Here is a 25,783-nt window from a genome sequence, read left to right as displayed (position 1 = left end):
TATCGGCCGGAGACCTGATGCCTGACGCGAAACCGTGGGAGTATCCCTGATGGCCACCAGCTCCACCGCGCCCTGTCCGCATGGCGTGGCGCCGAACGGCTGCCCGATCTCGGCCGATGCCGCCGCCTTTCGTCCGTTCGACGGCCCCTACCAGCTCGACCCGGCCGAGGCACTGCGCCGGGCGCGCGAGAGAGAGCCGGTCTTCTACGCCCCCGACATCGGCTACTGGGTGGTGACACGGTATGAGGACGTGAAAGCGGTTTTCCGCGACAATAACTTGTTCTCGCCCGCGATCGCGCTGGAAAAGATGACGCCGCCAACGGCCGAGGCGCAGGCGATCCTGCGAAAATACAACTACAACCTCCAGCGCACCATGGTGAACGAGGACGAGCCCCAGCACATGGAGCGCCGGCGGCTGCTGCTCGACGATTTCTTGCCCGAACGGCTGGCCCGGCACGAACCGATGGTGCGCCGGCTGTGCCGCGACTACATGGACCGGTTCATCGACCGCGGCCACGCGGATCTGGTGAACGACATCTTCTATGAAATTCCGCTGACCGTGGCGCTGCATTTCCTCGGCGTGCCGGACGAGGGAGCCGAAAGGCTGCGGCAGTTCGCCGTGGCGCACACGCTCAACACCTGGGGGCGGCCGCCCCCCGAAGAGCAGATCGAAATCGCCGAGAACGTGGGCCGGTTCTGGCAGACCGCGAACGAGATCCTCGACGACATGATCGCCAACCCCGACGGCGAAGGCTGGATGTATGAAACCGTCCGCCAGCATTTCAAACATCCCGACATCGTGCCCGAAAGCTACATGCGGTCGATGATGATGGCGATTCTGGCTGCGGCGCACGAAACCACCTCGAACGCCACGGCCAACGCGTTCTGGACCCTGCTGACCCACCGCGACGCGTGGGAGGAGATCTGCGAGAACCCCGCCCTGATCCCCAGCGCGGTCGAGGAATGCCTGCGCGTGGCCGGATCCATCATAGCCTGGCGACGGATCGCCACCGATGACGCCGAACTAGGCGGCGTGAAGATCCCCAAGGGCGGCAAGCTGCTGATCGTGCAGGCCAGCGCCAACCGGGATGCGGCGCATTGGGAGAACCCCGATCAGGTGGACATCTACCGCGACAACGCGGTGGAGCACCTGACCTTCGGCTATGGCGCGCATCAGTGCATGGGCAAGAATATCGGCCGGATGGAGATGCGCGTGTTCCTTGAAGAATTCACCCGCCGCCTGCCGCACATGCGGCTGGTGCCGGGGCAGACTTTCGAGAACCTGCGCAATATCTCGTTCCGCGGACCCGCGCGGCTCCTGGTGGAATGGGATCCGGCGCAGAACCCCGAGCGCCACGATCCCTCGATCCTCGATCGCGCCATGTCTTTCCCGATCGGCGCGCCGGTGCGCGACGACACCCTGCGCCGCGTGGTGGTGCAGGAGGTGCGCGACGAGGCGACCGGGGTTCGCAGCTACCGCCTGGCCGATCCGCGCGGCAAGGCCTTGCCGAAATGGACGCCGGGGTCGCATGTGGATCTGGTGGCGGGCGGGTTCCGGCGGAAATATTCGCTGTGCGGTGATGCGCAGGACAGCTCGACCTATCAGATCGCGATCCTGCGCGAAGAGGATGGCCGCGGCGGATCGCGCCATTTCCACGACACGCTCGAGGCGGGCGCGACGGTGCACATCGCGGGTCCGCGCAACCACTTCCGGCTGGACGAGGGCGCCGAGAGCTATGTGTTGGTCGCCGGCGGCATCGGAATCACGCCGATCCTCGCCATGGCGGACCGGCTCAGGACGCTGGGGCGGCCCTACCGGTTGCACTATTGCGGGGCGACCCGCGCGGCCATGGCGCTGCTGGAGCGTGTCATGCGCGATCACGGCGACAGGCTGCGCCTGCATGTCAGCGACGAAGGCACCCGGCTGGACATGGCCGCTGAGCTGACGGGGGTCGGCGCGGGGACGCAGGTCTACGCCTGCGGGCCGGAACGGATGCTGGAGGCGTTGCAGGATCTGGCGCGCGGCTGGCCCGAAGGCACGCTGCATTACGAATATTTCAGCGCGGGCGCGTCGGGGCTGGATCCGTCCAGAGAGCACGGGTTCGAGGTGGTGCTGGCCGATTCCGATATGACCATTCAGGTCGCGCCCGACGAAACCGTGTTCGAGGCGCTGCGCCGGGCGGGGGTGGATCTCCAGACCGACTGTGGCGAGGGCCTGTGCGGCACCTGCGAAGCCCGCGTGCTGGAGGGCGAGATCGACCACCGCGACCGGGTGCTCAGCCGGGCCGAGCGGGACCGGGGCGATCGGATGATGACCTGCTGTTCGCGTGCCAGGGGAAGGCGGCTGGTGCTGGCGCTCTGACCGCGGCGGCGGTCAGGCGGTCCTTTTCGAGTTCTGCGCCGCCTGCGCGGCGGCCGCGATGTCGCCGTTCATCAGATCCTCGATGAACAGGCTCAGCAGCTGCGACCGGCCGTTCACCCCGGCCTTGCGGTAAATCGCGTTGGTCTGGGCCTTCACGGTGCCTTCGGACGTATTGCGAAGCCCCGCGGTTTCGGGGATGGTCAGCCCCTTGATGGCGAACAGGGCGACCTCGCGCTCGGCCGGGGTCAGGCCCCATTCCTCGAACCGTTCCTCGAGCAGTTCCATGAAGGCGCCCGAAACAATGCGCAACTGGTCATGCGCCCGGGCGGCGGACCGGGCCGAGTGCCGCACAACCAGCGCGCCGAACACCACGCCGAGGATCAACCCCAGCGCGGCGCCGATTTCGATCAACTCGTAAAGTTCCCAGCTGATCGGCGGCACCGGCAGCTGGAGCACCGACACCACGATGTCCTGCACGAAGAACGCGGCGCACAGAACCTGCAGCACGAGCAATCCGATCAGGACATAGCGATTGGTCATGGGCGACCCTCCGGCCCGTCGGGGTCAGTCATCGCCGCCCCCGTCACCATCCCCGTCACCATCCCCGTCACCATCCCCGTCGCCGTCCCCGTCGCCGTCCCCGTCGTTGCCTCCTCCGGGCCCGCTGTTGCCGCCACTGTCGCCGTCATCTCCGTCGTCGCCGCGGTCACTGCCCGATCCGCTGTTGCCGCCATCGTCACCGTCTTCGTCGCCGCCACGACCCCGGCCCCGGCCACGACCACGGCCCTTGCCGCCATCGTCGTCGTCATTGGAAACGGCGTTGCTGCCCGAGTTCGGGTCCACGATCGACACGGCGCCGCGCGCCGTTTCGTCCTTGGCCTTCCAATAGTCGCGCATGATCACCCCGGTTCGCGGGTTCAGCACGATCTCGCGGCTCATCGTGGGGCTGACGGCCTTGACCCTGGTGCGCCCCAGAAGGGTGCGGCTGATCGTGATTTCCGTGAACCCCTGGGCTCTGAGCTGGGCCACGATGTCATCCGTGATCCGGTTGGCCTGTGCGGGCGCGGCCATCAGGACCAGGAAAAACAGGGGGAGGAGCCGTTTCAACATGGTGTCTTCCATTCGATCGGGGCCCGGGCATGGCCCGGACCCCGCAGGGCGTTCGTGTCGCGTGGCGCTTTCACGTCCACGTCTCGACTGTTGCGCGGATCGGCGCCTCAGTCATCGCCGTCGCCGTCGCTGTCGCCATCGCCGTCGCTGTCGCCATCGCCGTCGCCGTCGTCGCCACCGCCGGGACCGCTGTTGCCACCATGGTCGTCGCCTGCATCGTGGCCGGGGCCGTCATCCGCCCCACGCCCCCGGCCACCATGGTCGTCGCCGGCATCGTGGCCGGGGCCGTCATCCGCCCCGCGCCCCCGGCCGCCGTGGTCATCGCCTGCATCGTGGTCCGGCCCGTCATCCGCACCGCGTCCACGACGGCCATGATCGTCACCATCATCGGAACCGTCGTCCATGCCGCGCCCGCGGCGCCCGTGGTCGTCACCGTGGTCCGGGCCGTCATCGGCGCCCCGCCCGCGCCCTCGCCCCCGTCCCCGACCGCTGTCATCCGAAGCATCGTCACCCGAAACCGTACTGTCATCGACGCGCCCGCTGAAGCTGCGCATCGTGACCTCGGTGACCAGCGATCCGTGGTCGAGCAGCTTGCCGAAATCGGCCGCCTGAATTGCCAGCGCCGAGACGCCGGTTGCCGGAGCCGCCTGCGTCGAATGTCCGGTGAACATGAACGCCGCGCCGATGGCGGCAAAGGTGAAGGTCCGTTTCATCATCTTTCTCGCTCCAACTGTTGTGCAACGCCTGCCACAACTGCCTTCGGTGGCTGGCACGTCTCACATGACGTCGGAACGGCGGACGGCTCCATTCGTGATCGGTTTATCCGGCCGGTCGTAAACCTTGGGGCGCAGGCCATAAACCGGGGTTTATGCCAGTGTTCGCGCCGCGCGGACAAAAAAGACCGCGCCCCGGGTTTGTCCAAGGCGCGGTCCTGCAACGCGAAAATGCCGTGGCGAAGGTTTCAGTCCTCGACCTCGCGGCCCTCGGTGTCGGACATGTCGAATCCGAGGTATTTGGCCACGGTGAAGATGTCCTTGTCGCCCCGGCCGCACATGTTCATGCAGATGATGTGATCGCGGGGCAGGTCGGGGGCGATCTTCATCACATGCCCCAGCGCGTGGCAGGGTTCCAGCGCGGGGATGATTCCCTCGGTCTCGCAGCTCAACTGGAACGCCTCCAGCGCCTCCTTGTCGGTGATCGAGACATATTCGGCGCGGCCCACCTCGTGCAGCCAGGCGTGTTCCGGGCCGATGCCGGGATAATCGAGTCCCGCCGAGATCGAATAGCCTTCGAGGATCTGCCCGTCATCGTCCTGCAGCAGGTATGTGCGGTTGCCGTGCAGCACCCCCGGCCGCCCGCCGGTGAGCGAGGCGCAGTGCTCCATCTTTTCGTTCACGCCCTTGCCGCCGGCCTCGACCCCGATGATGCGGACGCTTTCGTCGTCGAGGAAGGGGTAGAACAGTCCCATCGCGTTCGACCCGCCGCCGATCGCGGCGATGATCGTGTCGGGCAGGCGGCCTTCGGCCTCGAGCATCTGCTGTTTCGCTTCCTTGCCGATGATCGACTGGAAATCGCGCACCATCGCCGGGTAGGGGTGCGGCCCGGCCACGGTGCCGATGCAGTAGAACGTGTCGCGCACATTGGTCACCCAGTCGCGCAGCGCGTCGTTCATCGCGTCCTTCAGCGTGCCGCGGCCGGATGTCACCGGCACCACCTCGGCCCCCAGAAGCCGCATTCGGAACACGTTGGGCGCCTGCCGGCGCACGTCATGGGCCCCCATGTAGACCACGCATTTCAGACCGAACTTGGCGCAGACGGTGGCGGTGGCCACGCCGTGCTGGCCGGCGCCGGTTTCGGCGATGATCCGGGTCTTGCCCATGCGGCGGGCCAGCAGGATCTGGCCCAGCACGTTGTTGATCTTGTGCGCGCCGGTGTGGTTCAGCTCGTCCCGCTTGAAATAGACCTTGGCCCCGCCCAGCCGTTCGGTCAGCCGCTCGGCGAAATAGAGCGGCGAGGGCCGGCCGACATAGTGTTTCCAGAGGTGGTCCATCTCGGCCCAGAAGGACGGGTCGTCCTTGGCCTTGTCGTATTCCTCCTCAAGCGACAGGATCAGCGGCATCAGCGTCTCGGACACGAACCGCCCGCCAAAGATGCCGAACCGGCCGCGCTCGTCGGGGCCGTTCATGAAGCTGTTGAAAAGATCGTCGGCCATGGGAACCTCGCACCTGTTTCCCCTGTCCTAGAACGGGCGGGGGGCAAGGGCAAGCGGGTGCTGGGGGCGCGCGGCCGCGATCGGCCGGGCCAGGCGGCGAGGACGGGCGTCAGGACCCCGTTCCCATCAGCTCGTTTGCGATGATCCGCGCCACGGGGCGGGCCTGTTCGGCGGTCATGCCGGGCGACAGGCGCGGGTCATAGAGCATTCGCAGCAGCATCTCGTCATGGGTTGTCAGCAGGGCGAATTCGTCGTCGTCGTTGAAGATCGACGGCCGCACCTGGGGGCTGTCATTGGGCAGCCCCAGCCCCTGGGCCAGTTCCTCATGAATGCAGGACAGGTGCACCAGGTCGGGATGTTCGGCCCGGATCAGCGCGGCGGCATGGACATAGGCGTTGGGGTTCCGGCGGTCGGATACTGCCACCACGAAGCAATAGAAGGATCGCGGCAGGTCGCGGAACAGCGACAGTTCCGAATCCGACACGCCGGACACCAGCTGCCGCATCCGGTTCTGTACGAAATCGCGGTCATCCTCACCGGCCACGAAGACGTGGAAATTCGTCCGACGGTCAGTCACGCTGATCGGGTGGCCGGTGATCCGCGCCAGGCGCGCCACATAGGCCCGGATGTCGGCGTCGTCCTTATTGCGCTGTGCGGGGGGCACCGAGGGGCCGAATTCGATCCCGACGCGCACGGGAACTTCCCAGCGGCTGAGCGTGCCGCCGCCGCGCCCGCCGCGGGAATATTCGTCGAAAAAGGCGATGCGTTCAAAGTTGCGCACCAGATCATCGGCGTCAAAGGGCGTGTCCGGCCCGCCTCCGTCGGTGCGCAACAGCCCGTTGGCCAGCAGGTCGTTCTGCACCGCAAGGTAGTAACGTTGCAGATCGCGGCTGCGGGCCGACCGGACCTCGGGGCGCGCGGCCGGTGCCGGCGAACTGGTCGGGGCCGTCAGCGCGGCGGGATCGCACGCCGCCAGCGCCGTCATGACGCAGAACGCCGCCGCGAGCCGTTTCCGAATCCCTTTCCCCACGCGCCCCTCAACCCGGAACAGAGGTGCCGGAAGTGTCGCCGATCCCGTCGCGGCGCGCCTTGGCCGCGGCCAGCGTGTCGCGCAGCTCGGCCTCCATCTTCTTCAGCTCGGCCTCGGCGGCGGCGCGCCGGGCCTTGCCCTCGTCGGCGATCTGAAGGCTTTCCTCGATCGTGGCGATCAGTTCGGCATTGGCCTTCTTCACCGCCTCGATGTCGAACACGCCGCGCTCCATCTCTTCGCGGATCATCCGGTTGGATTGGCGCAGGTTCGCCGCGTTCGCAGTCAACAGTTCGTTGGTCAGGTCGTTGGCCTCGTGCACCGCCGCCGCAGCCTCGGCGCTGCGCTGGATCGTCACCGCCTGCGCCAGCTGGGTTTCCCACAGCGGCACCGTGTTCACCAGCGTCGAGTTGATCTTGGTGACGAGGCTCTTGTCGTTTTCCTGCACCAGCCGGATCGACGGCAGCGACTGCATCGTGACCTGCCGCGTCAGCTTCAGGTCGTGCACCCGCCGTTCCAGATCGTCACGCGCCGCGCGCAAATCGCGCAGCTGCTGCGCCTTCATCACCTGTTCGCCCTCGGGCGCGGCCTCCACCGCGGCCTCCAGTTCGGGGATGTCGTGGCTGTCAAGCTCGGCCAGCTTTTCCTCGCCCGCAGCGATATAGAGCGCCAGCTCGTCGTAGAATTTCAGCGTCCGTTCATAGAGCAGGTCCAGCGACTTGATGTCCTTCATCAAGGTGTGTTCATGCTCCAGCAGATTGTCGGTGATCCGGTCGATCTGGCTCTGCACCTCTTCATAGCGGGCGGTGAACTTGGCAAAGGGCGCGGCGCGGCCCAGCAGTTTCTCCCACCAGCTGCGTTCGCGGCGCATGTCCAGTTCGCTGACGGAAAAGCCGCGGATCGTGGTCACGATGTCGCGCAGGCTGTCGCCCGCGGGGCCCACGTCCTTGTTGCGCACGTCGGCCAGCATCGCCTGGCTGATTTCCTGCAGCTCGGCCTGGGCGGCCGACCCGAAGGACACGATCGAATTGGTGTCGGCCATGTCGATCTCGTCCATGCGCTTGCGGATCTCGGCGCGCTGATCCTCGTCGGCCTCCTCCATCGGGGCAATGCCGCCGGCCGGCTCGGGCAGGATTTTCGCGGTCACCTCCTCGACCTCGGCCAGCGTCTGTTCGGCCTTTCTGCGGATGTCTTCGGACATGGGTTTTCCTTTCTTCCTGTTCAGCCGTCCAGCCGGACGCCTTCGCGCTGCAGCCTTTCGCGCAGCACTTCGATTTCCACCGTCAGATCGGTTCGGTCATTGGCCAGCATCTCGCGGGTGCGGGCGGCAAAGTTCTGTTCCAGGTCGTCCAGCAGCGCCGCGAAATCCGCCCGCGCCTTCGCGTCCCGGCTGCGCGACCAGATGTCGGCGAATTTCTCGGTCGCATCCCGCGCCCCGCGCAGATAGACGGTCATGTAACGCCGCGCGCCGGTCAGGTCGCGCGGGTCTTCCTCGACGGTGCGAAAGAGGTCGCGTGCGGTCTTCTGGAATGCCTCGACGCGGGCCTCCATCGCCCGGTCGCCCGAACGCCGGACCGCCTCGGCCATGGCCTCGAGAACGGCCTCGGCCTCTTCCACCACCCGCGCCACGCGGTCCTGCTGAAAGCTGTCGATGCCCTCCATCCCCTTGTTCTTCAGCGGGTCGGGGCCAAAGGCGATCAGGTGCAGCCCCGCCGCTATCCCGCCATAGACCAGCGCCGCCGTCAGCCCCGGCTCGTTCCACCACGACGCCAGTCCCGCGCCAAGCCCGGTCAGCAGGCTGGCCGCGATCTTGCGCGGAAAGGCGGGACGGCGGGCAACCTTGCGGGCGCGATAGGCATCCTCGGCCCGCAAACCTTCGCGCAGCAGCATGGCAGCGGCGGTCCACAGCAGCGCCGCCGCGATCGCGATCGGAAGGGGCTTTGTGCCGACATTGACGTAGGCCATCACCAAAAAAACCACTGGCGGCAGGAACAGCGCATTGGCCCGCGCGCCGACGGGATCGGGCCGCGCGCCGTCGAAGGCGCCGGCATCGGGCGCCACATCATCCTGTGGCTTCGGGCTGAACTTGCCGCCGTATCGCTGCGCCATCGCCTAGAGCCCTCCGACCACCCCTGTCGCCAGCCCGAACATCAGCGCCAGCAGCGCCGCATAGGCAATGGCCTGTATCGCGTTTGGAAGCATTTTCGCCCCTCTCTTTGCCGCCTTTGGAAGAAACCTAGGGGAACCGGGGCAGGCTTGCTAGGGGGAACAGGCTGGGACCCGCCTCACCGTCGGCGCGGCGCGGGCTTGGCACCCGGCGGTTTGCGCGGCTGCCGGCGGGGCGGCCGCGGTTTGCCCTCGTCATCCAGCCCCAACTGGTCCCGCAGAACCCGCGGGCGCACTTCCTCGACCTCGCCGGGTTTGAGATTGCCCAGCTGGAACGGCCCATAGGATACCCGGATCAGCCGGTTGACCACGAAACCCAGCGCCTCCATCGCGCGCCGGATCTCGCGGTTCTTCCCTTCGCGCAGGCCGACGGTCACCCAGGCATTGGCCCCCTGCTGGCGGTCCAGCGTCACCTGCATCGGCTGGAACCGCTCGCCGTCGATCTCCAGCCCCTCGCGCAGCGGGTCGAAGTCAGCCTCCTGCGGCTTGCCCTTGATCCGCACCCGATACTTGCGCAGCCAGCCGGTCGCGGGCAGCTCCAGCCGCCGCTTGATCTCGCCGTCATTGGTCAGCAGCAGCAACCCCTCCGAGTTCAGATCCAGCCGGCCCACGCTCATCACGCGCGGCATGCCCTCGGGCAGGTTGTCAAAGATCGTCGGTCTCCCCTTTTCGTCCCGAGTCGTGGTCACCAGCCCCACGGGCTTGTGATACAGCCAAAGCCGGGGCGGTTCGGGCTGGGCAAGCGGTTTGCCGTCCACCGCGATCCGGTCCTTTTCGGTGACGTTCAGCGCGGGGCTGTCGATGCGGCGGCCATTGACCGTGACGCGGCCGGCCTCGATCATCCGCTCGGCTTCGCGGCGCGAGGCGACGCCGGCCCGCGCGATGACCTTGGCGATCCGCTCGCCGGGGGTGGGTGTGATGTTCATGCCCCGCCCATAGACGATTCCCGCCCCTTGCGAAAGGCGCCACCTCGGGGCAGTTTGCGGCATGGTGTTCAGATCCCATATGAATCAGGCGCTTGACGAGGCCCGCGCCGCCGCCGAACGGGGCGAGGTTCCGGTGGGCGCGGTGATCGTTTCACCCGACGGTCACGTCGTCGCGGCGGCCGGGAACCGCACCCGCGAGTGGCACGACCCAACCGCCCATGCCGAGATTCTGGCCATCCGCGCCGCCTGCGCCGCCGCCGGATCCGAACGACTGCCCGACCATGCGCTCTACGTCACGCTGGAGCCCTGCGCGATGTGTGCCGCCGCCATCGCGGCCACCCGGATCGCGCGGCTTTACTACGGCGCATCCGATCCGAAATCGGGCGGAGTCGCCCACGGCGCGCGGGTCTTCACCCACCCCCAGGCGCATCACAGGCCCGAAATCTATGACGGCATCGGCGCGGCCGAGGCCGAACGGCTCCTGCGGGACTTTTTTCGCAACCGACGGGACTGAACCCGCCTCTTCATCTTGCCTCGAAATACTCCGGGGGGAGCCCGTCAGGGCGGGGGGGCAGCGCCCCCCGGCACCGCCCTGTCCAGGTCCACCGTGCGGGCCGGCTCAGACTGACCGCGTGATCCCGCCGTCTACCCGGATGTTCTGTCCTGTGATATATCCCGCGCCGTCCGAGGCCAGAAACGCCACCGTGGCCGCGATCTCGTCATAGGATCTGCCATAGCGGCCCATCGGGATCCGTGCGCGGAACTCCTCCTTTTCGGGCAGGCTGTCGATGAAGCCCGGCAGCACGTTGTTCATGCGGATGTTGTCGGCGGCATAGCGGTCGGCGAACAGTTTCGTGAATGCCGCCAGTCCCGCCCGGAACACGCCCGAGGTCGGAAACACCGGATCCGGTTCGAACGCGGCAAAGGTCGAGATGTTGATGATCGCCCCTCCGCCCTGTTTCTGCATGATCGGCGTGACCAGCCGCGTCGGGCGCACGGCGCTCAGGAAATAGACCTCCATCCCCGTGTGCCAGTCCTCGTCGGTCAGCTCCAGCACCGGGGCGCGGGGTCCGTGGCCGGCGCTGTTGACCAGAACGTCCACCCGCCCGAACCGCTCCATCGTCAGATCCACCAGCCGGCGGAGGTCGTCATTGGACTGGTTCGAACCCGTAACGCCCACGCCGCCCAGCTCCTGCGCCAGCGCCTCGCCCTTGCCCGAGGATGACAGGATCGCCACGTTGAACCCGTCCGCCGCCAGTCGCCGCGCCGCATCCGCGCCCATGCCGCTGCCGCCCGCGGTAATGATGGCTGTCTTTTGGTATGTCATGTTAGCCTCCTGAGAACCGTTTTGCGGATTCTGCCGATCCGGACAGGATTTGACCAATCAGAATTGCTTTCGTCATTCTGTAGAAAATCTACAACCCTGCCGGTGGGCTTCGATCCAAGGGCAGCCCGACCTTTGAAGGCGAGGGGCTATCCAGGAAGGGGCCGACCGGCTTAGGCTGTGACGTGACAAGGGAGTCACGAAGCACCCATGACCACGACCCGCCGCCTTTCCGCCGTGCTTGCCGCCGATGTGGTCGGCTATTCGCGCATGATGCAACAGGACGAATCCGGCACGCTTTCTGCCTTGCGCGGGTTCCGAGCCGAGCTGTTCGAGCCGACGGTCAGCGGTCACGGCGGCGAAGTCATCAAACGCATGGGGGACGGCTGGCTGGTCGTATTTCCGGCCGTTGTCCAGGCCGTTCGCTGCGCGGTAGATCTGCAGCAGGCGCTGGCCGGTGTTGCCGGCCAGCTTCGGTTGCGTGTCGGCGTGCACCTGGGTGACGTGGTCACGGATGAAGAGGACATCTACGGTGACGGCGTGAACGTCGCCGCGCGCCTGCAACAGGCGGCCGAACCGGGCGCCGTTCTGGTTTCGGACATCGTGCATCGCAGCGTTGACGAAAAGATGCGCGCGCTGTTTCACAGTGCAGGCACGCGCGCGTTCAAGAACATGCCCGAACCGGTGCCGGTTTTCAAATGGGGCGGACAGGGAACGGCGACGGTCAGGGTGAACGGCCCGGCCGGGGCCCGGATGATCGCCGTTCTGCCGTTTGCCAACCTCAGCACGGACCGCGAGCAGGACTTTTTTGCCGACGGTATCACCGAAGAAGTCATAACCACGCTCAGCAAGCTGCCCGGCCTTCAGGTGGTGGCGCGGAACTCGACATTTGTCTACAAGGGCCGGTCGGTCGATGTGAAGCAGGTGGGCGCGGAGCTGGGCGCCAACCTCGTGCTCGAGGGCAGCGTGCGCACGGGGGGCAATCGTGCCCGGATCACCGCACAGCTGATCGACGCCACGACCGCCACTCATCTGTGGGCCGACCGCTATGACCGGAGCCTGGACAACGTGTTCGAGGTGCAGGACGAGATTGCCTTGCGCGTGGCGACCGAATTGCAGGTGGAACTGCTCGAAGGTGAAATGGCGCGGTTCCACGGCGCCGGCACCCGCGATCTGGAGGCATGGTCCGAACAGATGCGCGCCGTGGCCTGCACCCGCAGCATGACCCGCGAGGACTGCGCCGCCGCCCGCCGCCATGCGACGCGCGCGGTGCAGCTGGATCCCGGCTATGCTGCCGCGTATGGCACAATGGCCTTTGCCCAATCTGTCGAGGCGCGGCATGGCTACACCGACTCGCGCCCGGACACACTGGCCGAGGCCCGCGCCAACGCCAGGCGCTCGCTGGAGTTGGAACCTTACAACCCGGACGCCTGGGCGGTTCTGGGTTTTGCGGACGCGATCGAAGGGAAACTGGACACCGCCATCGCGCAATTCCGACAGGCGCTTGAGCAGAACCACAACCATGCCGACGTCTGGGCGCGGCTGTCGATCACGCTGACCTTTCGTGGCCAGACGCAGGAGGCAATCAGCGCCGCCGAACAGGCGATCCGGCTCAATCCCCAATATCCCGGCTGGTATGCGGGAAACCTTGGCTTTGCCCTGCGCATGGCCGGTCGGTTCGACGAGGCCGAGGCGCGGTTTCGCGAATACAGCGAACGTGCCGCTGGATTCGGGCTGATGGACCTTGCGTTGATCTACGTGGCCACGGGCCGCGAAGCGGACGCGCGGCGCGCCGCGGTCGAGCTGATGCGCCACCGTCCCGGTTTCCGCATTTCCAAATGGGCCGAAACGCAGTTGTTCGCCGACAAGTCCCTGCTTGACAGGGACTGCGAGAGCCTGCGGCAACTGGGACTGCCGGAGTAATCCGCCAGCTCTTCGGTTCTCGCAACGCGCTTTTGTGGCACCGCGGGCTTTCGAAAAGACCGGGCCGCCATCGTCCCGACGGTTTGACCCGCGCGGCCGGCCTCCCTAATCCTGTAGGCACTCTACTGAATGGAGCGCGCCGCATGTCCCGCCTTCCCCCGCTCAATGCCCTGCGCGCCTTTGAAGCCGCCGGTCGTCACCTGACCTTTCGCGCCGCAGCCGAGGAGCTCGGCGTCACCCAGGGTGCGGAGGCGCAGCAGGTCCGCGCGCTCGAGTCGCGGCTTGGTATGCGCCTGTTCGACCGGCTGCCACGCGGGCTTGCGCTCACGGATGCCGGGCGCCGCTATCATGCGCGGGTGCGTCGCGCCTTTGCGCTGCTCGAGGAAGCCACGGCCGAGCTGGGACAGGGGCGCACGGTGCTCACGATCTCGGTTCCGCCATCCTTTGCCCAGAAATGGCTGGTGCCGCGGCTGGGCGCCTTCACCCGGGCGAATCCCGATCGGGACGTGCGCGTGGCCGGGTCCGAGCGCCTGGCGAACTTTCAAAACGACGGGATCGACATCGCGGTGCGGCAGGGCAAGGCGCCGTTCGGTCCGGGGCTGCGCGCGGATCTGCTGTTCCCCGCCGTCTATGCCCCGGTCTGCGCACCGGCGCTGGCGGATGGAAACCCGCCGTTGCACACGCCGCATGACCTGCGATCCCATGTATTGTTGCAGGATGCGCACGGGCTGTGGCCACTCTATTTCGAACGCCACTTGGGCGCGCCGCCGTCCCCCGGCCAGAGGATCGTCAAATTCAATCAGACCAGCCTGTCGATCGACGCCGTGATCGGGGGACAGGGGGTGGCGCTGGCCTGCGCGCCACTGGTGGCGGACGAGATCGCGCAGGGTCGGCTGGTCCGTCCGCTGTCCCGGACTATCGAGGATGGCACGGGCTTCTACATCGTCGCGCCGCGCGCGCCGCGCCGGGCGAAGGCGGTGCAACGGATGCGCGACTGGCTGCTGGCTCAGGCATCCGAATAGCGTGCCGCGACGGCCTCGATCCGCCGCCGAAGCCAGCGATGCGCGGGGTCGTTGTTGGAGCGTTCGTGCCAGACCATGAAGATCGACACCGGCGGGCAGTCGAAGGGCAGGGGTGCGCAGTCGAGATCGCGCAGCGGCCCGCGTTTCATCAGCGCGCTGTCGGTCGAGATCAGGTCGCTGCCCTTCACGAAGGCGGGAATCGCGTTGAAGCTGGGCAGGGTCACGGTCGGCGGGCGGATCCGGGACTGACCCACGCCGCGCAGCACCACCTGCGCGCTGCGCCCGCCGGCAAAGCGCACCTCGACATGTTCGCAGGCGCAGTATTCCGCCCAGTCGCGCGGCGGGGCGCGCCGGCTGGCGTCGTAGTAGATCATCAGCGGGCTGCTCAGAAGCCGCTTCTGGAACAGATCCGGCGCATCCGGCGGCACCGGGGTCAGCAGAAGGTCGCAGCCGTCATGGCGCAGGATCGCCGCGTCGGGCACGCCCGAGGGCACGAAATCCAGCGTCATCCGAATCCCCTCGGCGCGGGTTTCGCGGAACAGAGGGGGAAAGATCAGCTCGCGCTGCATGTCGTTGGCGGCGATGCGGAAATGCAGCGGTTCCGACAGCGGGTCGAAGGGCCGCCCGTGTGTCAACGCCCGCATCCCGTCCAGCACCTGCTGTACCGGCTCGCGCAGCGATAGCGCCCGTTCGGTCGGCGTCAGCCCCTGGCCCGAGCGCACGAAGAGCGGATCGCCCAGAACCCGCCGCAGCCGGGCCAGCGCGTGGCTCACCGCCGACTGCGTCACCCCCAGCCGATCCGCCGCGCGCGAGACCGAGCTTTCCTCGAGGATCGTCAGAAAGGTGCGCAGCAGCGCGCCGTCGAGACTGGAATAATCGAAATCTTTCATATGTTCTATTATTAGACATGAATGGATTTCGTGTCACGCGGGCGCTAGATGAAGGCTGAGACCATCGAAAGGCGTGCGCATGGGTATTCGATTCTTTTCGGACCGGAACCGGCCGGTGCATCTGGGCCCCTATCCGCTGGAGCGGCTGCAGCGGGTGGACGAGATGCCCGACCTGTCGGCGGTTCCGCCGATGCCGGCGCTGGATTTCCACCGCCCGGAGCGGCCGGAGAGCATCGTCAACGCGATGGGCGAGTTTCAGGCGATGATGGACGCGATCCGCGACGGTTTCGTCAATCCGGCGCGGGCCGAGATCCCCTCCGATCCGGTGGAACGCGCCAACCATCTGAAAGCATTCGGCTATTTCAATGACGCCTCGATGGTGGGGTGTGGGCCGCTGCCTGCGGCGGCGATCCTGCAACCCCCTCGCCGCAACCCCGATATCGACCGGCTGGCCCATGCCCTGCGCACGCGACAGACCAAGACGCTGGCCAGTGGCATAGACCTGATCATGGCCGATCTGAAGGAGAGCATGGAGGCGCCGCCGCGCCCGATGGAGGGGCATGCCCATGTCATCCTGTTCCTTTACGAACACTGGCGCGACCCCGAGCCGGGCGAACCCGGCAGCGACTGGATCCTCGACGCGCAGGACCACCGCGCTTGCATCCGCGCCACGGAAACGGCGGTGGTGATCGCCAACTACATCAGGGCGCTGGGCTTTGACGCGCGGGCGCATACGCCCACCACCTCGGAGGTGGATCTGAACCGGCTCGCCGTGGCGGCGGGGCTGGCGAGCCTTGAGGGAGGCGAGTTGCGCGCGCCTTGGCTGGGGCCGCGGTTCGGCGTGGCGGCGGTGACGACGACGATGGAGATCGCCCATGACAGGCCGCTGGCGCCCCTGTCCCGGCAGGGCCGGTCGTTGAACGGGCTGGGGTGGAAGCTGGGGCTGGGCCACGCCAAGTCGGCGCTGAACCGCGACCCCTATGCCCGCCGCCGCTATGTGGACGGCGCCCACCCGTTCGAGCGGCTCAAGCGCGTGGACCGGCCCACCACCTATATCGACGAGGCCAATGTCGCCCGTGTGCCCAAGCGCACGGACATGTTCGCCCGCGCCCAGTTCGGTGACCTCGGCCCCAAGGTGCAGGAGGGCGCCAAGGGCGGCCACTATGTGCGCAAGTCGGCGCCATCCCTTGCCCAGCGCCGGGCGCTGGGGGCCTTTGTCCTGTTGCAGGATGGCGAAAGCGCGCCCGGCCCGCGTCCGACCGATGCCGAACGCAATGCCGCGAACCTCAAGGCGGCGAGCTATTTCCTCGGCATCGACGCGGTGGGGCTGTCGCGCTGTCCCGACTGGGCCTGGTATTCGCACGACGCCGTGGGCGAACCGATCGACCCGCCGCACGACCAGGCGGTCAGCATGATCGTCGATCAGGGTTACGAGACGATGGAAGGCGCCAGCGGCGACGACTGGATCAGCGTCGCGCAGTCGATGCGCGCTTATCTGCGGTTTTCGCTGCTGGGCGGGATCATCGCCCAGCAGATCCGCAACCTGGGCTACAAGGCCAAGGCGCATACGGTGATGGACGGCGAGGTGCTGCAACCGCCCTTGCTGCTGCTGTCGGGGCTGGGCGAGGTCAGCCGCATCGGCGAGGTGATCCTGAACCCATATCTGGGGCCGCGGCTGAAATCGGGCGTGGTGACGACGGACATGCCCATCACCCATGACAAGCCGATCGACTTCGGGCTTCAGGCGTTCTGCGAGGCCTGCAACAAATGCGCCCGCGAATGTCCCTCCGGCGCAATCACAGCCGGGCCGAAGCTGATGTTCAACGGCTACGAGATCTGGAAATCCGACTCGCAGCGTTGCGCCACCTACCGGATCACCACGCCCGGCGGCGCGATGTGCGGGCGCTGCATGAAGACCTGCCCGTGGAACCTCGAAGGCATATTCGCCGAAGCCCCGTTCCGCTGGGCCGCGATGCACATTCCCGCCGCCGCGCCGGCCCTGGCTAGGCTGGACGACGCGGTGGGCAATGGCGGGCTGAACGACGTCAAGAAATGGTGGTGGGACATCGAGTTGCAGCCCGACGGGGCCTATCGCCCCTCGCAGCATCCGTTGAACCGGCGCGGGCTGCAGAAGGATCTGGATCTGAAATACGAGGACCAGACGCTGGCGGTCTATCCCGCGCCGCTGGCGCCGCACCCCTGGCCCTATCCCTTTCCGATGGATCGCGAGGCGGGGATCGAGGCCTATCGGGCCATGGTGCCGGCCTACGAATACCGCGAGCGGCTGGCGCGGGGGGACATGTCGGTGATCCACCGCTATACGGCGGACGGCGAATCGCCGGTGATCCGGGTCGAGGTGTCGAAGGTCGAGCCGATGACGCCGGACATCACCAAGTACGAGTTCCGTGCGCTGGACGGCGGCGATCTGCCGGAATGGACGGCCGGCGCCCATATCGACGTGCTGGTGGCGCCGGAATTCCTGCGGGAATATTCGCTGTCGGGCGATCCGGCGGACCGGACGCGATACCAGATCGGCGTGTTGCGCGAGGACGAGGGGCGCGGCGGGTCGAAGCTGTTGCACCGGATCTTTCACGAGGGGCGCAAGGTGTTCATCTCGCGTCCGGTGAACCTGTTTGAGCTCGACGAGACCGCCGAGCGGACATTCCTCATGGGCGGGGGCATCGGGATCACGCCGATGATCGCCTTTGCCCACCGTCTGCACGCGCTGGGTCGGGCGTTCGAGTTGCATTATTCCTGCTCCAGCCGTGCCGCAGCCGCCTATCTGAAGGATCTGGCCGCCGCGCCTTGGGCGGATCGGGTCGTGTATCATTTTTCGGACGAAGGAACGCGCGCGGATCTGGAGGCGATCCTGTCGGGGTATCGCCCCGGCTGGCACGTCTATACCTGCGGGCCGGACCGTTACATGAGCGCGGTGCTGGCGGCGGCCGAACAGGTCGGGTTCCCCGAAGAGGCGCGGCATTTCGAGTATTTCAGCGCGCCCGAGCAACCCGATTACGAGAACCACGCTTTCGTTTTGCGGCTGGCGCGGTCGGGGCGGGAGCTGGTGGTGCCCGCGGACAGGACCGCGGCGGAAGTGTTGAACGAAGCGGGGATCCATGTGGATGTGAAATGTTCCGACGGGATCTGCGGCGTGTGCAAGTGCGGGCTGGTGTCGGGCAAGGTGGAGCATCGCGATTTCGTGCTGTCGAAGCGGCAGCGCGAGACTGCGATCATCCTGTGCCAGAGCCGGGCGGCCGAGCCCGGCGGCGCGATCGAGATCGATTTGTGACGGGGAGGAGTGCCGCCCCGTCCGCCCGTCGGGTGGACACCCTTGGGAGGTTTCAACGAAAGGCCCGGATTTCGGCTGTGTTGAAAGCGGCGTGATGTGGGATCCGTGCGCAAGGGCCGGCTCGCGGCGGTTCCGGGCGAGATCAACCGGCGGCTGGCGGTTTCGGGGTGGTCATCACGGAGGGGCGGATCGCCAGGGCCGAGGGGGCAGCGCCACCTGGGCATCCCGCTCACCCCATTCGCGCCCAGAGCGAGTCGCACAACCGTCCCACCCGCGCCTCTATCGCCGCGGCCGCGTCGATCGCCAGATCCTCGCGCCAGCGCCGCGCTACGATCTGCACGTTGATCGGCACCGGCCCGTCGCTCAGTTCGGCCAGCCGCGCCGGCACGCAGACCGCCGGCAGGCCGAGGAAGTTCATCGAATAGGACCACAGCGCCGAACCCAATGCCTCGCGCACGCCCTCGGCGCCTTCCGCATCCCGGTCGGGGCGGAAGAAGGGCTGCGGCAGGAACGGTGTCAGCACCAGCGGGTAGCCCTCGAGAAACAGGGACCATTCCCGCGCGAACCGGCTGCGTTCGGCGAGAGCGCGCAGCAGGTCGGCGCCTTCATAGGGGGGGAACTGCGCGTAATATTCGTCAAAAATCGCGTTCAGCGTGGGCGAACCGTATTTGCGCAGATCCTCGCCCATCAAGGCCTGCATTTCGCCCATCAGCGCGCGATACCCGGTCAGCGCGGCCTCGCGCAGCAGGGGTGGGTCCACCTCGACCACCTCGTAACCCGCATCCACCAGAGCATCCCGCGCGATATCCAGCGCCCGCGATACCTCGGGGTGCAGGTCGAACTCGAAGGTTTCCTTGGTGAAGCCGACCTTGATCGGCGCGTCCAGCGGCGCGCCGCGCCAGGGCAGGGGCACGTGGAACGGATCGCGCGGGTCGGGCGCTGCCATGGACGGCATCGCGAAATTCAGATCCTCCGCCGCGCGTGCGATCAGCCCCTGCACCGACATCGACTGCGCCAGCATGCCCCGTTCGGCGCTCTGGCTTGGGTTCCAGGCGGGCACGCGGCCCAGGCCCGGCTTGATCGACACCGCCCCGTTCGCCGCGGCCGGAAAACGCACGGAGCCGCCGATGTCGTTGCCGTGCCCCAACGCGCCGATCCCCGCCATCACCGCCGCCGCCGCGCCGCCCGAGGATCCCCCGGCCGAAATGTGGTCGCCCCACGGGTTGTGGGTGCGGCCGTAAAGCGGGTTGTCGGTATCGGCGCGGAAGGAAAACTCCGGTGTATTGGTGCGCCCGATCACCACCGCGCCTGCGTTCAGCAGGTTGTCCACCACCGGCGCGTTGGCGGGTGCGATCAGGTTCCTCAGCGCCTCGACCCCGTTCGTGGTGGCGTGGCCCTTCTGGTCCACGTTGACCTTGATCGTCACCGGAACGCCGAACAGCGGGCCCAGCCGACCGCCGGCCGCCCGCTGCCGGTCAAGGGCGCGGGCGCGTTCCAGCGCCTCGTCGGCCAGGCTTTCCACCACCGCGTTGAGCGCCGGGTTCACCGCATCCATCCGGTCGATGGCGGCCTGCGTGACGGCCTCGACCGACACGTCCCCGGCCAGCGTCCGGTCCGCCGTCTCGCGGGCGGTCAATTTCCACAGGTCCATCTTCGTCATCGTCGTCCTCTCCCGCCCCGCAGCCTAGGCCAGTGTCGTGAAAGCGCAAGAAAAACCGCCTCGCCTTGCGCGTGGTAGGGGGGCGCTGCCCCCGTCGCCCGTATGGGCGACTCCCCCGGAGTATTTGCCGCAAGATGAAGAGGGGCGAACTGGTCCCGGCGCCGTGGTGCCGGCAGGCATAGCCGGAAAGGTGGCCGTTACGGGGCGCTTTCAGCGGCCCTTGCGCGGCATCTCGTCCAGCAATGTCCGTGCCACGTTCTCGCGGATCTCGCCTCGTTCCACCATCGCCCGCGCGATCCGGTCGATCTGCGCCCCCGTCGCCCCGGCCGCGATCGCCACGTTGCGGGCATGCAACCCCATGTGCCCGCGCTGGATCCCTTCGGTCGCCAGCGCCCTGAGCGCCGAGAAGTTCTGCACCAGACCCACCGCCGCCATCACCCGCGCCAGCCGGTCGGCGGTGGTGGCCCCCATGATCTTCAGCGCGGCCTGCGCCGTGGGATGCGCCCGCGTGGCGCCGCCCACGATCCCGACCGGCATCGGCAGCTCGATCCGGCCGAGCAGGTCGCCTTGGGGCGTTTTTTCATAAGACGATAGCGGCCCGTATCCGCCTTGCGCGGCAAAGGCATGGGCGCCTGCCTCGAGCGCGCGGGTATCGTTGCCGGTGGCCAGCCCAACGGCATCAATACCGTTCATGATCCCCTTGTTGTGGGTGGCCGCGCGATAGGGGTCGGCCGCGGCAAAGGCCCAGGCCGACAAGATCCCGTCCACCACATCCGCACCAATCACCTCGGCCGGCCAGACCGCGCGCGCCCGCACCAGCCGCCGGTCGGCGAGGTTCGACAGGATGCGCAGACCGACACGGCCGCCGGTGATCTCCTCGACGAAAGGCGCGATGCGTTCTGCCATCGTGTTGACCGTGTTGGCCCCCATCGCGTCGCGCACGTCCACGATCAGGTGCAGGACCAGAAAGGGCGGCACGATCCGCGCCTCGACATCGCGAAACCCGCCGCCGAGTCGCACCAGAACGGGATCGCAGGCATTGCAGCGCGCGGCGATCTCGTCGCGCCGGGCCAGCACCGCGTCGCGGGCGGCGGACAGATCCTCCAGCCCGGTCACCTGCACCTGCGCGATCATGCGCGGCGGGTCGGCCTCGGTCACCACGCCGCCCGCGTCGCGGCAGGCCCGCGCCCCGTTGCAGACCGCCGCGACGACCGAGCTTTCCTCGGTCGCCATCGGCACCAGCACGTCCTGCCCGTCCACCCGCAGGTTGGTCGCCACGCCCAGCGGCACCGCCATCACGGAAATGACGTTTTCGCTGAGGTGATCGGCGATCTCGCCGTCATGGGCGGCGGCAGCCTCGAGATGCGCGCGGGCGGCCGCGTCCAGCCCTGCCGCCTGCGCCACCCGCGTCAGCCGTTCCGCCCGGGGCAGGTTGTGCAGGCCCGGAAGTCTGGAATTGGTCATCTGTCTCCTCCCGGCGCCCAGACAAGACCGCGCCCGCGTTCCTGTCAAGCGCCGGGAGAGTGCCCGGAGAGCGCCGGTCAGACCGACAGGCAGACGTATTTCAGCTCCAGATACTCGTCGATGCCGTAATGGCTGCCCTCGCGGCCCAGGCCGGACTGCTTGACCCCGCCGAAGGGGCCGAGCTCGGTCGAGATGATGCCGGTGTTCACGCCGACGATGCCGTATTCCAGAGCCTCGGCCACCTTGTAGACGCGCGACAGGTCGCGGGCATAGAAATAGGCGGCAAGGCCGAAGATCGTGTCATTGGCCATCTCGATCACTTCGTCCACGTCCTCGAACCGGAAGAGCGGCGCGAGCGGGCCGAAGGTTTCCTCGCGCGCCACCTTCATGTCCTGGGTGACGCCGGTGACGATGGTGGGCTCGAAGAAGGTGCCGCCCAGCGCATGCGGCTTGCCGCCGGTCAGCACCTGGCCGCCCTTGGCGGTCACGTCGCCCAGATGCTCCAGCACCTTTTCGACCGCTTCGCGGTTGATGAGCGGCCCCGTCGTCACGCCCTCTTCCAGACCGTCGCCGACCCTCAGCTTGTTCACCGCTGCCGCCAGCTTTTCGGCAAAGGCGTCATAGACCCCGGCCTGAACGTAGATGCGGTTGGCGCAGACGCAGGTCTGGCCGGCATTGCGGAACTTGCACATCATCGCGCCTTCGACCGCCGCGTCCAGATCCGCGTCGTCAAACACGATGAAGGGTGCGTTGCCGCCCAGCTCCATGCTGCATTTCTTGATCTGGTCGGCGGCCTGGCGCAGCAGGATGCGGCCCACTTCGGTCGAGCCGGTGAAGCTGAGCTTGCGCACGGCGGGGTTTTCGCAGAATTCCTTGCCGATCTCCGAGGCGCGCGAGCTGGGCACCACGTTGAACACGCCCGCGGGGATGCCGGCGCGTTCGGCCAGCACCGCCAGTGCGATCGCCGAGAGCGGCGTTTCCGCCGCGGGGCGCGCGACGAAGGTGCAGCCGGCGGCCAGCGCCGGCGCAGCCTTGCGGGTGATCATGGCGTTGGGAAAGTTCCACGGCGTGATCGACGCGGCCACGCCGATCGGCTGTTTCAGCACCATGATCCGCTTGTCCCGCTGGTGGCCGGGGATCATCTCGCCATAGACGCGCTTGGCTTCTTCGCCGAAGAATTCGACGAAAGAGGCGCCATAGGCGATCTCGCCCACGGCTTCGGCCAGCGGTTTGCCCTGTTCGGCGGTGAGGATCCGGCCCAGATCCTGCGCGTTCTGCATCATCAGGTCGAACCATTTGCGCATCACTGCCGCGCGTTCCTTGCCCGTACGGGCGGCCCAGTCTTTCTGCGCCGCCTCGGCCGCGGCGATGGCCTCGGCTACCTGCGCGCGGCTCAGGTCTGCGACCTGCGCGATCACGTCGCCGCGGGCGGGGTTGGTGACGTCGAAGGTGCCGCCCTCGCCCTCGACCCAGGTCCCGCCCACATAGGCGCGGGTTTCCAGCAGGGTGGGATCGTCCAGCAGGGATTTGAGATCGGTCGTGCGGTCCAGCATCGGGGGTCTCCTCCGTATCGGTTCGGGCACAACAAACGCCCAAGCGCGAGAATTGTCCAGAACCTGCGCGCGGGGCGGCGGTGCGGCAGGAACGGCCCCTTGCGGGGCCGTGCCTCCGGCGGGGATATTTGGAGCAAGAGGAAGGGACGGGCGTGGACGACCCCGGGTGGGCATGACGGGCCTGTGGGCATGAAGGGTGCGCGGGAAAAGGCTTGCGCGACTCGCGCCGGCAGGGCAGGACAGGTGCGGGGCACAGGCGATGGCGTCGCCACCATGCCGCACAAGGGTCGGCATGCCGCCCCGTTTCTCAGTCCTGAACGCCGGGACCTTTCTGCGAAGGAGGGTCACATGACCGCACGGGTTCAATCCGCATCCCAGCTTTCCCGTCCCGAGATGTATCGGTTCCACAATGGCGAAAAGGCGAAACTGCCCTTTGCCGATGCCGAATATCAGGCGCGACTCAAGGGGTTGCGCGCGCGGATGGAAGAGGCGGGCGTCAATGCCGCCGTGCTGACGTCGATGCACAATGTCGCCTATTATTCGGGCTTTCTCTACTGTTCCTTCGGGCGGCCCTACGCGATGGTCGTCACCCCGACGGATGCGGTGACCATCAGCGCCGGCATCGACGCGGGCCAGCCCTGGCGGCGCAGTTTCTGCGACAACATCACCTATACCGACTGGCAGCGCGACAATTTCTGGCGCGCGGTGAAGTCGGTAACCGGGGCGGGCCGGATCGTGGGCTATGAGGGCGACCACCTGACGTTGCAGCAGCGCGACAAGCTGGAGGATTTCTTGGAGCCGCTGACCATGGTGGACATCGCACCCACGACGATGCGGCAGCGGATGCACAAGTCGCCCGCGGAGATCGCGCTGATCCGCCAGGGCGCGCAGGTGGCCGATGTGGGCGGCTATGCGATCCGCGAGGCGGTGCGCGAGGGCGTGCGCGAGATCGACGTGGCTATGGCCGGCCGCGATGCGATGGAGCTGGAGATTGCCAGGCGTTTCCCGGATGCGGAATACCGTGACACCTGGGTCTGGTTCCAGTCGGGGATCAACACCGACGGGGCGCACAACCCGGTCACGGGCCGGGTGCTGCGACGGGGCGATATCCTGTCGCTGAACACCTTTCCGATGATCTCGGGCTATTATACCGCGCTGGAACGCACCATGTTCGTGGGCGAGGTGGACGAGGCCAGCCTGAAGATCTGGGAGGCCAATGTCGCGGCCCATGAATACGGGATGTCGCTGCTGAAGCCGGGGGTGAGCTGCGCCGAGGTCACGCAGAAGATCAACGAATTCTTCGCCGAGCGCGACCTGCTGCAATATCGCACCTTCGGCTATGGCCATTCCTTCGGGGTACTGTCCCATTACTACGGCCGCGAAGCGGGGCTGGAGCTGCGCGAGGACATCGACACGGTGCTGGAGCCGGGCATGGTGATCAGCATGGAGCCGATGCTGACTATCCCCGAGGGCCGGCCCGGCGCGGGCGGCTATCGCGAGCATGACATTCTGATCATCACCGAAGACGGCAACGAGAACATCACCGGCTATCCCTATGGGCCGGAATTCAACGTCGTCGGGTGAGGATGCGTTGCGGGGAACGGCCCCTTGCGGGGCCGTGCCTCCGGCGGGGATATTTGGAGCAAGAGGAAGGGGCGGGCGCGTCAGGTCCGGCGGGCGGCGATCGCTGCGCCGGCGGCATGACCCGAGGACCAGGCCCATTGGAAGTTGTAGCCGCCGAGCCAGCCGGTGACGTCCACCGCCTCGCCGATGACGAAGAGGCCGGGGACGGTCTTTGCTTCCATCGTTCGGGAGGAGAGGCCGTTCGTGTCCACCCCGCCCAGCGTCACTTCGGCGGTGCGCCAGCCTTCGGTGCCGGATGGTCTGAGCCGCCAGTCGGACAGAGCGCCGGCGAGGGCGCGCAGGCGGGCGTCGGACTGATCGGCAAGGCGGCCGGCGATCTTCAGATCAGGGGCGAGGAAGTCCACCAGCCGCGCGGGCAGGTGGCGGGCCAGTTCGGTCTTCAACGCGCGTCGTCCGGCGGTCGCGCGTGCGGCGCGGAGGGTTTCGAACAGGTCGAGGCCGGGGATGAGGTTGACATGGATCTCTTCGCCCTCGCGCCAGAAGGACGACAGTTGCAGCACCGCCGGGCCGCTGAGGCCGCGATGGGTGAAGAGCAGCGCTTCGTCGAAGCTGGCGCGCGGGTTCGACAGCCGGACGGGCAGGGAGACGCCCGCGAGGGGGGCGAAGCGGCCCCGGGGGAAGGTGAAGGGCACCAGCGCGGGGCGCGTTTCGGTAACGGTGAGGCCGAACCGGCGGGCGATGTCGTAGGCGAGTCCCGTGGCCCCCATTTTCGGGATCGACTTGCCGCCGCTGGCCAGCACGAGATTGCGGCAGGTGACGGTTTGGCGCGCGCCTTCGCGGTCGAGATCCAGCGTGAAGCCGTCGGGTCCGTGGCGCAGGTCGGCCAGTCGCGTTTGCAGCCAGAGAGTTGCGCCGGTGCGGGTCATCTCGGCGCGCAGCATGTCGACGATCTGCGTCGCCTTTCCGTCGCAGAAGAGCTGGCCGAACGTCTTTTCGTGCCAGGAGATGCGGTGGCGGTTCACGAGGTCGATGAAATCCCACTGGGTATAGCGGGCCAAGGCCGATTTGCAGAAATGCGGGTTGGCCGAAAGGAAGTTTTCCGGCCCCGCGTGCAGGTTGGTGAAGTTGCACCGCCCGCCGCCCGAGATGCGGATCTTTTCGCCGGGGGCGCGGGCGTGGTCGATGACCAGCGTGCCGGGCCCGGACTGGGCCGCGCACATCATCCCGGCCGCGCCGGCGCCGATGATCACGGTTTCGAACTTCATGCCAGC

At 67.4% G+C, this 25,783-nt stretch carries 20 protein-coding genes; 6 read left to right on the top strand and 14 right to left on the bottom strand.

What is annotated here, in order from left to right; translation table 11 throughout:
- Positions 1-49: 49 nt before the first annotated feature.
- The gene (locus C4S70_RS05395) at positions 50-2,362 is read left to right on the top strand and encodes a cytochrome P450/oxidoreductase (protein ID WP_104007096.1); all 2,313 of its coding nucleotides are present in this window, start codon (positions 50-52) and stop codon (positions 2,360-2,362) included.
- Between the two features lie 12 nt (positions 2,363-2,374).
- Here C4S70_RS05395 and C4S70_RS05390 read toward each other — a convergent pair whose 3' ends face one another.
- From C4S70_RS05390 to C4S70_RS05355, 8 genes are all read right to left on the bottom strand, one after another.
- Positions 2,375-2,902: a helix-turn-helix transcriptional regulator gene (locus C4S70_RS05390; RefSeq protein WP_104007095.1), complete on the bottom strand. Its 528-nt coding sequence runs from the start codon at positions 2,900-2,902 to the stop codon at positions 2,375-2,377.
- A gap of 24 nt (positions 2,903-2,926) precedes the next feature.
- Positions 2,927-3,472 (bottom strand): hypothetical protein, encoded by a 546-nt coding sequence (locus C4S70_RS05385; protein ID WP_146064176.1) that lies wholly within the window; start codon positions 3,470-3,472, stop codon positions 2,927-2,929.
- A gap of 107 nt (positions 3,473-3,579) precedes the next feature.
- On the bottom strand, positions 3,580-4,188 hold the full coding sequence (locus tag C4S70_RS05380; RefSeq protein WP_104007093.1) for a hypothetical protein: 609 nt from the start codon (positions 4,186-4,188) through the stop codon (positions 3,580-3,582).
- Between the two features lie 245 nt (positions 4,189-4,433).
- Positions 4,434-5,684 carry a tryptophan synthase subunit beta gene (gene trpB / locus C4S70_RS05375; RefSeq protein WP_104007092.1) on the bottom strand — a complete coding sequence of 417 codons (1,251 nt, stop codon included), beginning with the start codon at positions 5,682-5,684 and terminating at the stop codon, positions 4,434-4,436.
- 109 nt (positions 5,685-5,793) lie between these two features.
- A complete protein-coding gene (locus C4S70_RS05370; RefSeq protein ID WP_104007091.1) occupies positions 5,794-6,669 on the bottom strand; it encodes a DUF2927 domain-containing protein in 876 nt (291 codons plus the stop codon).
- Positions 6,670-6,721: 52 nt separating this feature from the next.
- Entirely contained in the window at positions 6,722-7,912 is a 1,191-nt protein-coding gene (locus C4S70_RS05365; protein WP_104007090.1) for a toxic anion resistance protein, read from the bottom strand.
- Between the two features lie 20 nt (positions 7,913-7,932).
- Complete coding sequence (locus C4S70_RS05360) at positions 7,933-8,820, bottom strand: 5-bromo-4-chloroindolyl phosphate hydrolysis family protein (protein WP_104007089.1); 888 nt, start codon at positions 8,818-8,820, stop codon at positions 7,933-7,935.
- A 176-nt stretch (positions 8,821-8,996) separates the two neighbouring features.
- Positions 8,997-9,803, bottom strand: a complete 807-nt coding sequence (locus tag C4S70_RS05355) for a pseudouridine synthase (RefSeq protein ID WP_235003717.1) — start codon at positions 9,801-9,803, stop codon at positions 8,997-8,999.
- Between the two features lie 61 nt (positions 9,804-9,864).
- Between C4S70_RS05355 and C4S70_RS05350 the strand changes: the two genes are divergently transcribed.
- Positions 9,865-10,317: a nucleoside deaminase gene (locus tag C4S70_RS05350; protein WP_104007087.1), complete on the top strand. Its 453-nt coding sequence runs from the start codon at positions 9,865-9,867 to the stop codon at positions 10,315-10,317.
- 105 nt (positions 10,318-10,422) lie between these two features.
- Here the strand turns inward: C4S70_RS05350 and C4S70_RS05345 are convergent, their stop codons facing one another.
- On the bottom strand, positions 10,423-11,130 hold the full coding sequence (locus C4S70_RS05345; protein ID WP_104007086.1) for an SDR family oxidoreductase: 708 nt from the start codon (positions 11,128-11,130) through the stop codon (positions 10,423-10,425).
- A gap of 207 nt (positions 11,131-11,337) precedes the next feature.
- Between C4S70_RS05345 and C4S70_RS05340 the strand changes: the two genes are divergently transcribed.
- Complete coding sequence (locus C4S70_RS05340) at positions 11,338-13,050, top strand: adenylate/guanylate cyclase domain-containing protein (RefSeq protein ID WP_104007085.1); 1,713 nt, start codon at positions 11,338-11,340, stop codon at positions 13,048-13,050.
- Positions 13,051-13,193: 143 nt separating this feature from the next.
- On the top strand, positions 13,194-14,072 hold the full coding sequence (gene gcvA, locus C4S70_RS05335) for a transcriptional regulator GcvA (protein ID WP_104007084.1): 879 nt from the start codon (positions 13,194-13,196) through the stop codon (positions 14,070-14,072).
- Here the strand turns inward: gcvA and C4S70_RS05330 are convergent.
- Entirely contained in the window at positions 14,057-14,962 is a 906-nt protein-coding gene (locus tag C4S70_RS05330) for a LysR family transcriptional regulator (RefSeq protein WP_104007083.1), read from the bottom strand. The genes gcvA and C4S70_RS05330 overlap by 16 nt on opposite strands.
- Positions 14,963-15,041: 79 nt before the next feature.
- Here C4S70_RS05330 and C4S70_RS05325 point away from each other — a divergent pair, with 79 nt between their 5' ends.
- Positions 15,042-18,251 (top strand): 2Fe-2S iron-sulfur cluster-binding protein, encoded by a 3,210-nt coding sequence (locus tag C4S70_RS05325; RefSeq protein WP_104007082.1) that lies wholly within the window; start codon positions 15,042-15,044, stop codon positions 18,249-18,251.
- A 229-nt stretch (positions 18,252-18,480) separates the two neighbouring features.
- Here the strand turns inward: C4S70_RS05325 and C4S70_RS05320 are convergent, their stop codons facing one another.
- The 3 genes from C4S70_RS05320 to C4S70_RS05310 form a co-directional block, all read right to left on the bottom strand.
- On the bottom strand, positions 18,481-19,911 hold the full coding sequence (locus C4S70_RS05320) for an amidase family protein (RefSeq protein WP_104007081.1): 1,431 nt from the start codon (positions 19,909-19,911) through the stop codon (positions 18,481-18,483).
- 210 nt (positions 19,912-20,121) lie between these two features.
- The gene (locus C4S70_RS05315; RefSeq protein ID WP_327314906.1) at positions 20,122-21,423 is read right to left on the bottom strand and encodes a hydroxymethylglutaryl-CoA reductase, degradative; all 1,302 of its coding nucleotides are present in this window, start codon (positions 21,421-21,423) and stop codon (positions 20,122-20,124) included.
- A gap of 29 nt (positions 21,424-21,452) precedes the next feature.
- Positions 21,453-22,928, bottom strand: a complete 1,476-nt coding sequence (locus C4S70_RS05310; RefSeq protein ID WP_104007079.1) for an NAD-dependent succinate-semialdehyde dehydrogenase — start codon at positions 22,926-22,928, stop codon at positions 21,453-21,455.
- Positions 22,929-23,276: 348 nt separating this feature from the next.
- On the opposite strand from C4S70_RS05310, the gene C4S70_RS05305 reads away from it, so the two are divergent.
- Positions 23,277-24,512, top strand: coding sequence for a M24 family metallopeptidase (locus C4S70_RS05305; protein WP_104007078.1), 1,236 nt, complete (start codon positions 23,277-23,279; stop codon positions 24,510-24,512).
- Between the two features lie 80 nt (positions 24,513-24,592).
- Here C4S70_RS05305 and C4S70_RS05300 read toward each other — a convergent pair whose 3' ends face one another.
- Positions 24,593-25,777 (bottom strand): BaiN/RdsA family NAD(P)/FAD-dependent oxidoreductase, encoded by a 1,185-nt coding sequence (locus C4S70_RS05300; RefSeq protein WP_104007077.1) that lies wholly within the window; start codon positions 25,775-25,777, stop codon positions 24,593-24,595.
- Positions 25,778-25,783 lie beyond the last annotated feature (6 nt).

It is taken from the genome of Jhaorihella thermophila (assembly GCF_900108275.1).
Taxonomy (GTDB): domain Bacteria; phylum Pseudomonadota; class Alphaproteobacteria; order Rhodobacterales; family Rhodobacteraceae; genus Jhaorihella; species Jhaorihella thermophila.
This window is presented reverse-complemented; position numbering and strand designations above follow the sequence as displayed.

Bases quoted from the DNA above. Each gene is read 5' to 3' on its own strand.
- C4S70_RS05395 (WP_104007096.1), top strand. From the start codon at position 50: ATGGCCACCAGCTCCACCGCGCCCTGTCCGCATGGCGTGGCGCCGAAC.
- C4S70_RS05390 (WP_104007095.1), bottom strand. From the start codon at position 2,902: ATGACCAATCGCTATGTCCTGATCGGATTGCTCGTGCTGCAGGTTCTG.
- C4S70_RS05385 (WP_146064176.1), bottom strand. From the start codon at position 3,472: ATGTTGAAACGGCTCCTCCCCCTGTTTTTCCTGGTCCTGATGGCCGCG.
- C4S70_RS05380 (WP_104007093.1), bottom strand. From the start codon at position 4,188: ATGATGAAACGGACCTTCACCTTTGCCGCCATCGGCGCGGCGTTCATG.
- trpB (WP_104007092.1), bottom strand. From the start codon at position 5,684: ATGGCCGACGATCTTTTCAACAGCTTCATGAACGGCCCCGACGAGCGC.
- C4S70_RS05370 (WP_104007091.1), bottom strand. From the start codon at position 6,669: ATGACGGCGCTGGCGGCGTGCGATCCCGCCGCGCTGACGGCCCCGACC.
- C4S70_RS05365 (WP_104007090.1), bottom strand. From the start codon at position 7,912: ATGTCCGAAGACATCCGCAGAAAGGCCGAACAGACGCTGGCCGAGGTC.
- C4S70_RS05360 (WP_104007089.1), bottom strand. From the start codon at position 8,820: ATGGCGCAGCGATACGGCGGCAAGTTCAGCCCGAAGCCACAGGATGAT.
- C4S70_RS05355 (WP_235003717.1), bottom strand. From the start codon at position 9,803: ATGAACATCACACCCACCCCCGGCGAGCGGATCGCCAAGGTCATCGCG.
- C4S70_RS05350 (WP_104007087.1), top strand. From the start codon at position 9,865: ATGGTGTTCAGATCCCATATGAATCAGGCGCTTGACGAGGCCCGCGCC.
- C4S70_RS05345 (WP_104007086.1), bottom strand. From the start codon at position 11,130: ATGACATACCAAAAGACAGCCATCATTACCGCGGGCGGCAGCGGCATG.
- C4S70_RS05340 (WP_104007085.1), top strand. From the start codon at position 11,338: ATGACCACGACCCGCCGCCTTTCCGCCGTGCTTGCCGCCGATGTGGTC.
- gcvA (WP_104007084.1), top strand. From the start codon at position 13,194: ATGTCCCGCCTTCCCCCGCTCAATGCCCTGCGCGCCTTTGAAGCCGCC.
- C4S70_RS05330 (WP_104007083.1), bottom strand. From the start codon at position 14,962: ATGAAAGATTTCGATTATTCCAGTCTCGACGGCGCGCTGCTGCGCACC.
- C4S70_RS05325 (WP_104007082.1), top strand. From the start codon at position 15,042: ATGGGTATTCGATTCTTTTCGGACCGGAACCGGCCGGTGCATCTGGGC.
- C4S70_RS05320 (WP_104007081.1), bottom strand. From the start codon at position 19,911: ATGACGAAGATGGACCTGTGGAAATTGACCGCCCGCGAGACGGCGGAC.
- C4S70_RS05310 (WP_104007079.1), bottom strand. From the start codon at position 22,928: ATGCTGGACCGCACGACCGATCTCAAATCCCTGCTGGACGATCCCACC.
- C4S70_RS05305 (WP_104007078.1), top strand. From the start codon at position 23,277: ATGACCGCACGGGTTCAATCCGCATCCCAGCTTTCCCGTCCCGAGATG.
- C4S70_RS05300 (WP_104007077.1), bottom strand. From the start codon at position 25,777: ATGAAGTTCGAAACCGTGATCATCGGCGCCGGCGCGGCCGGGATGATG.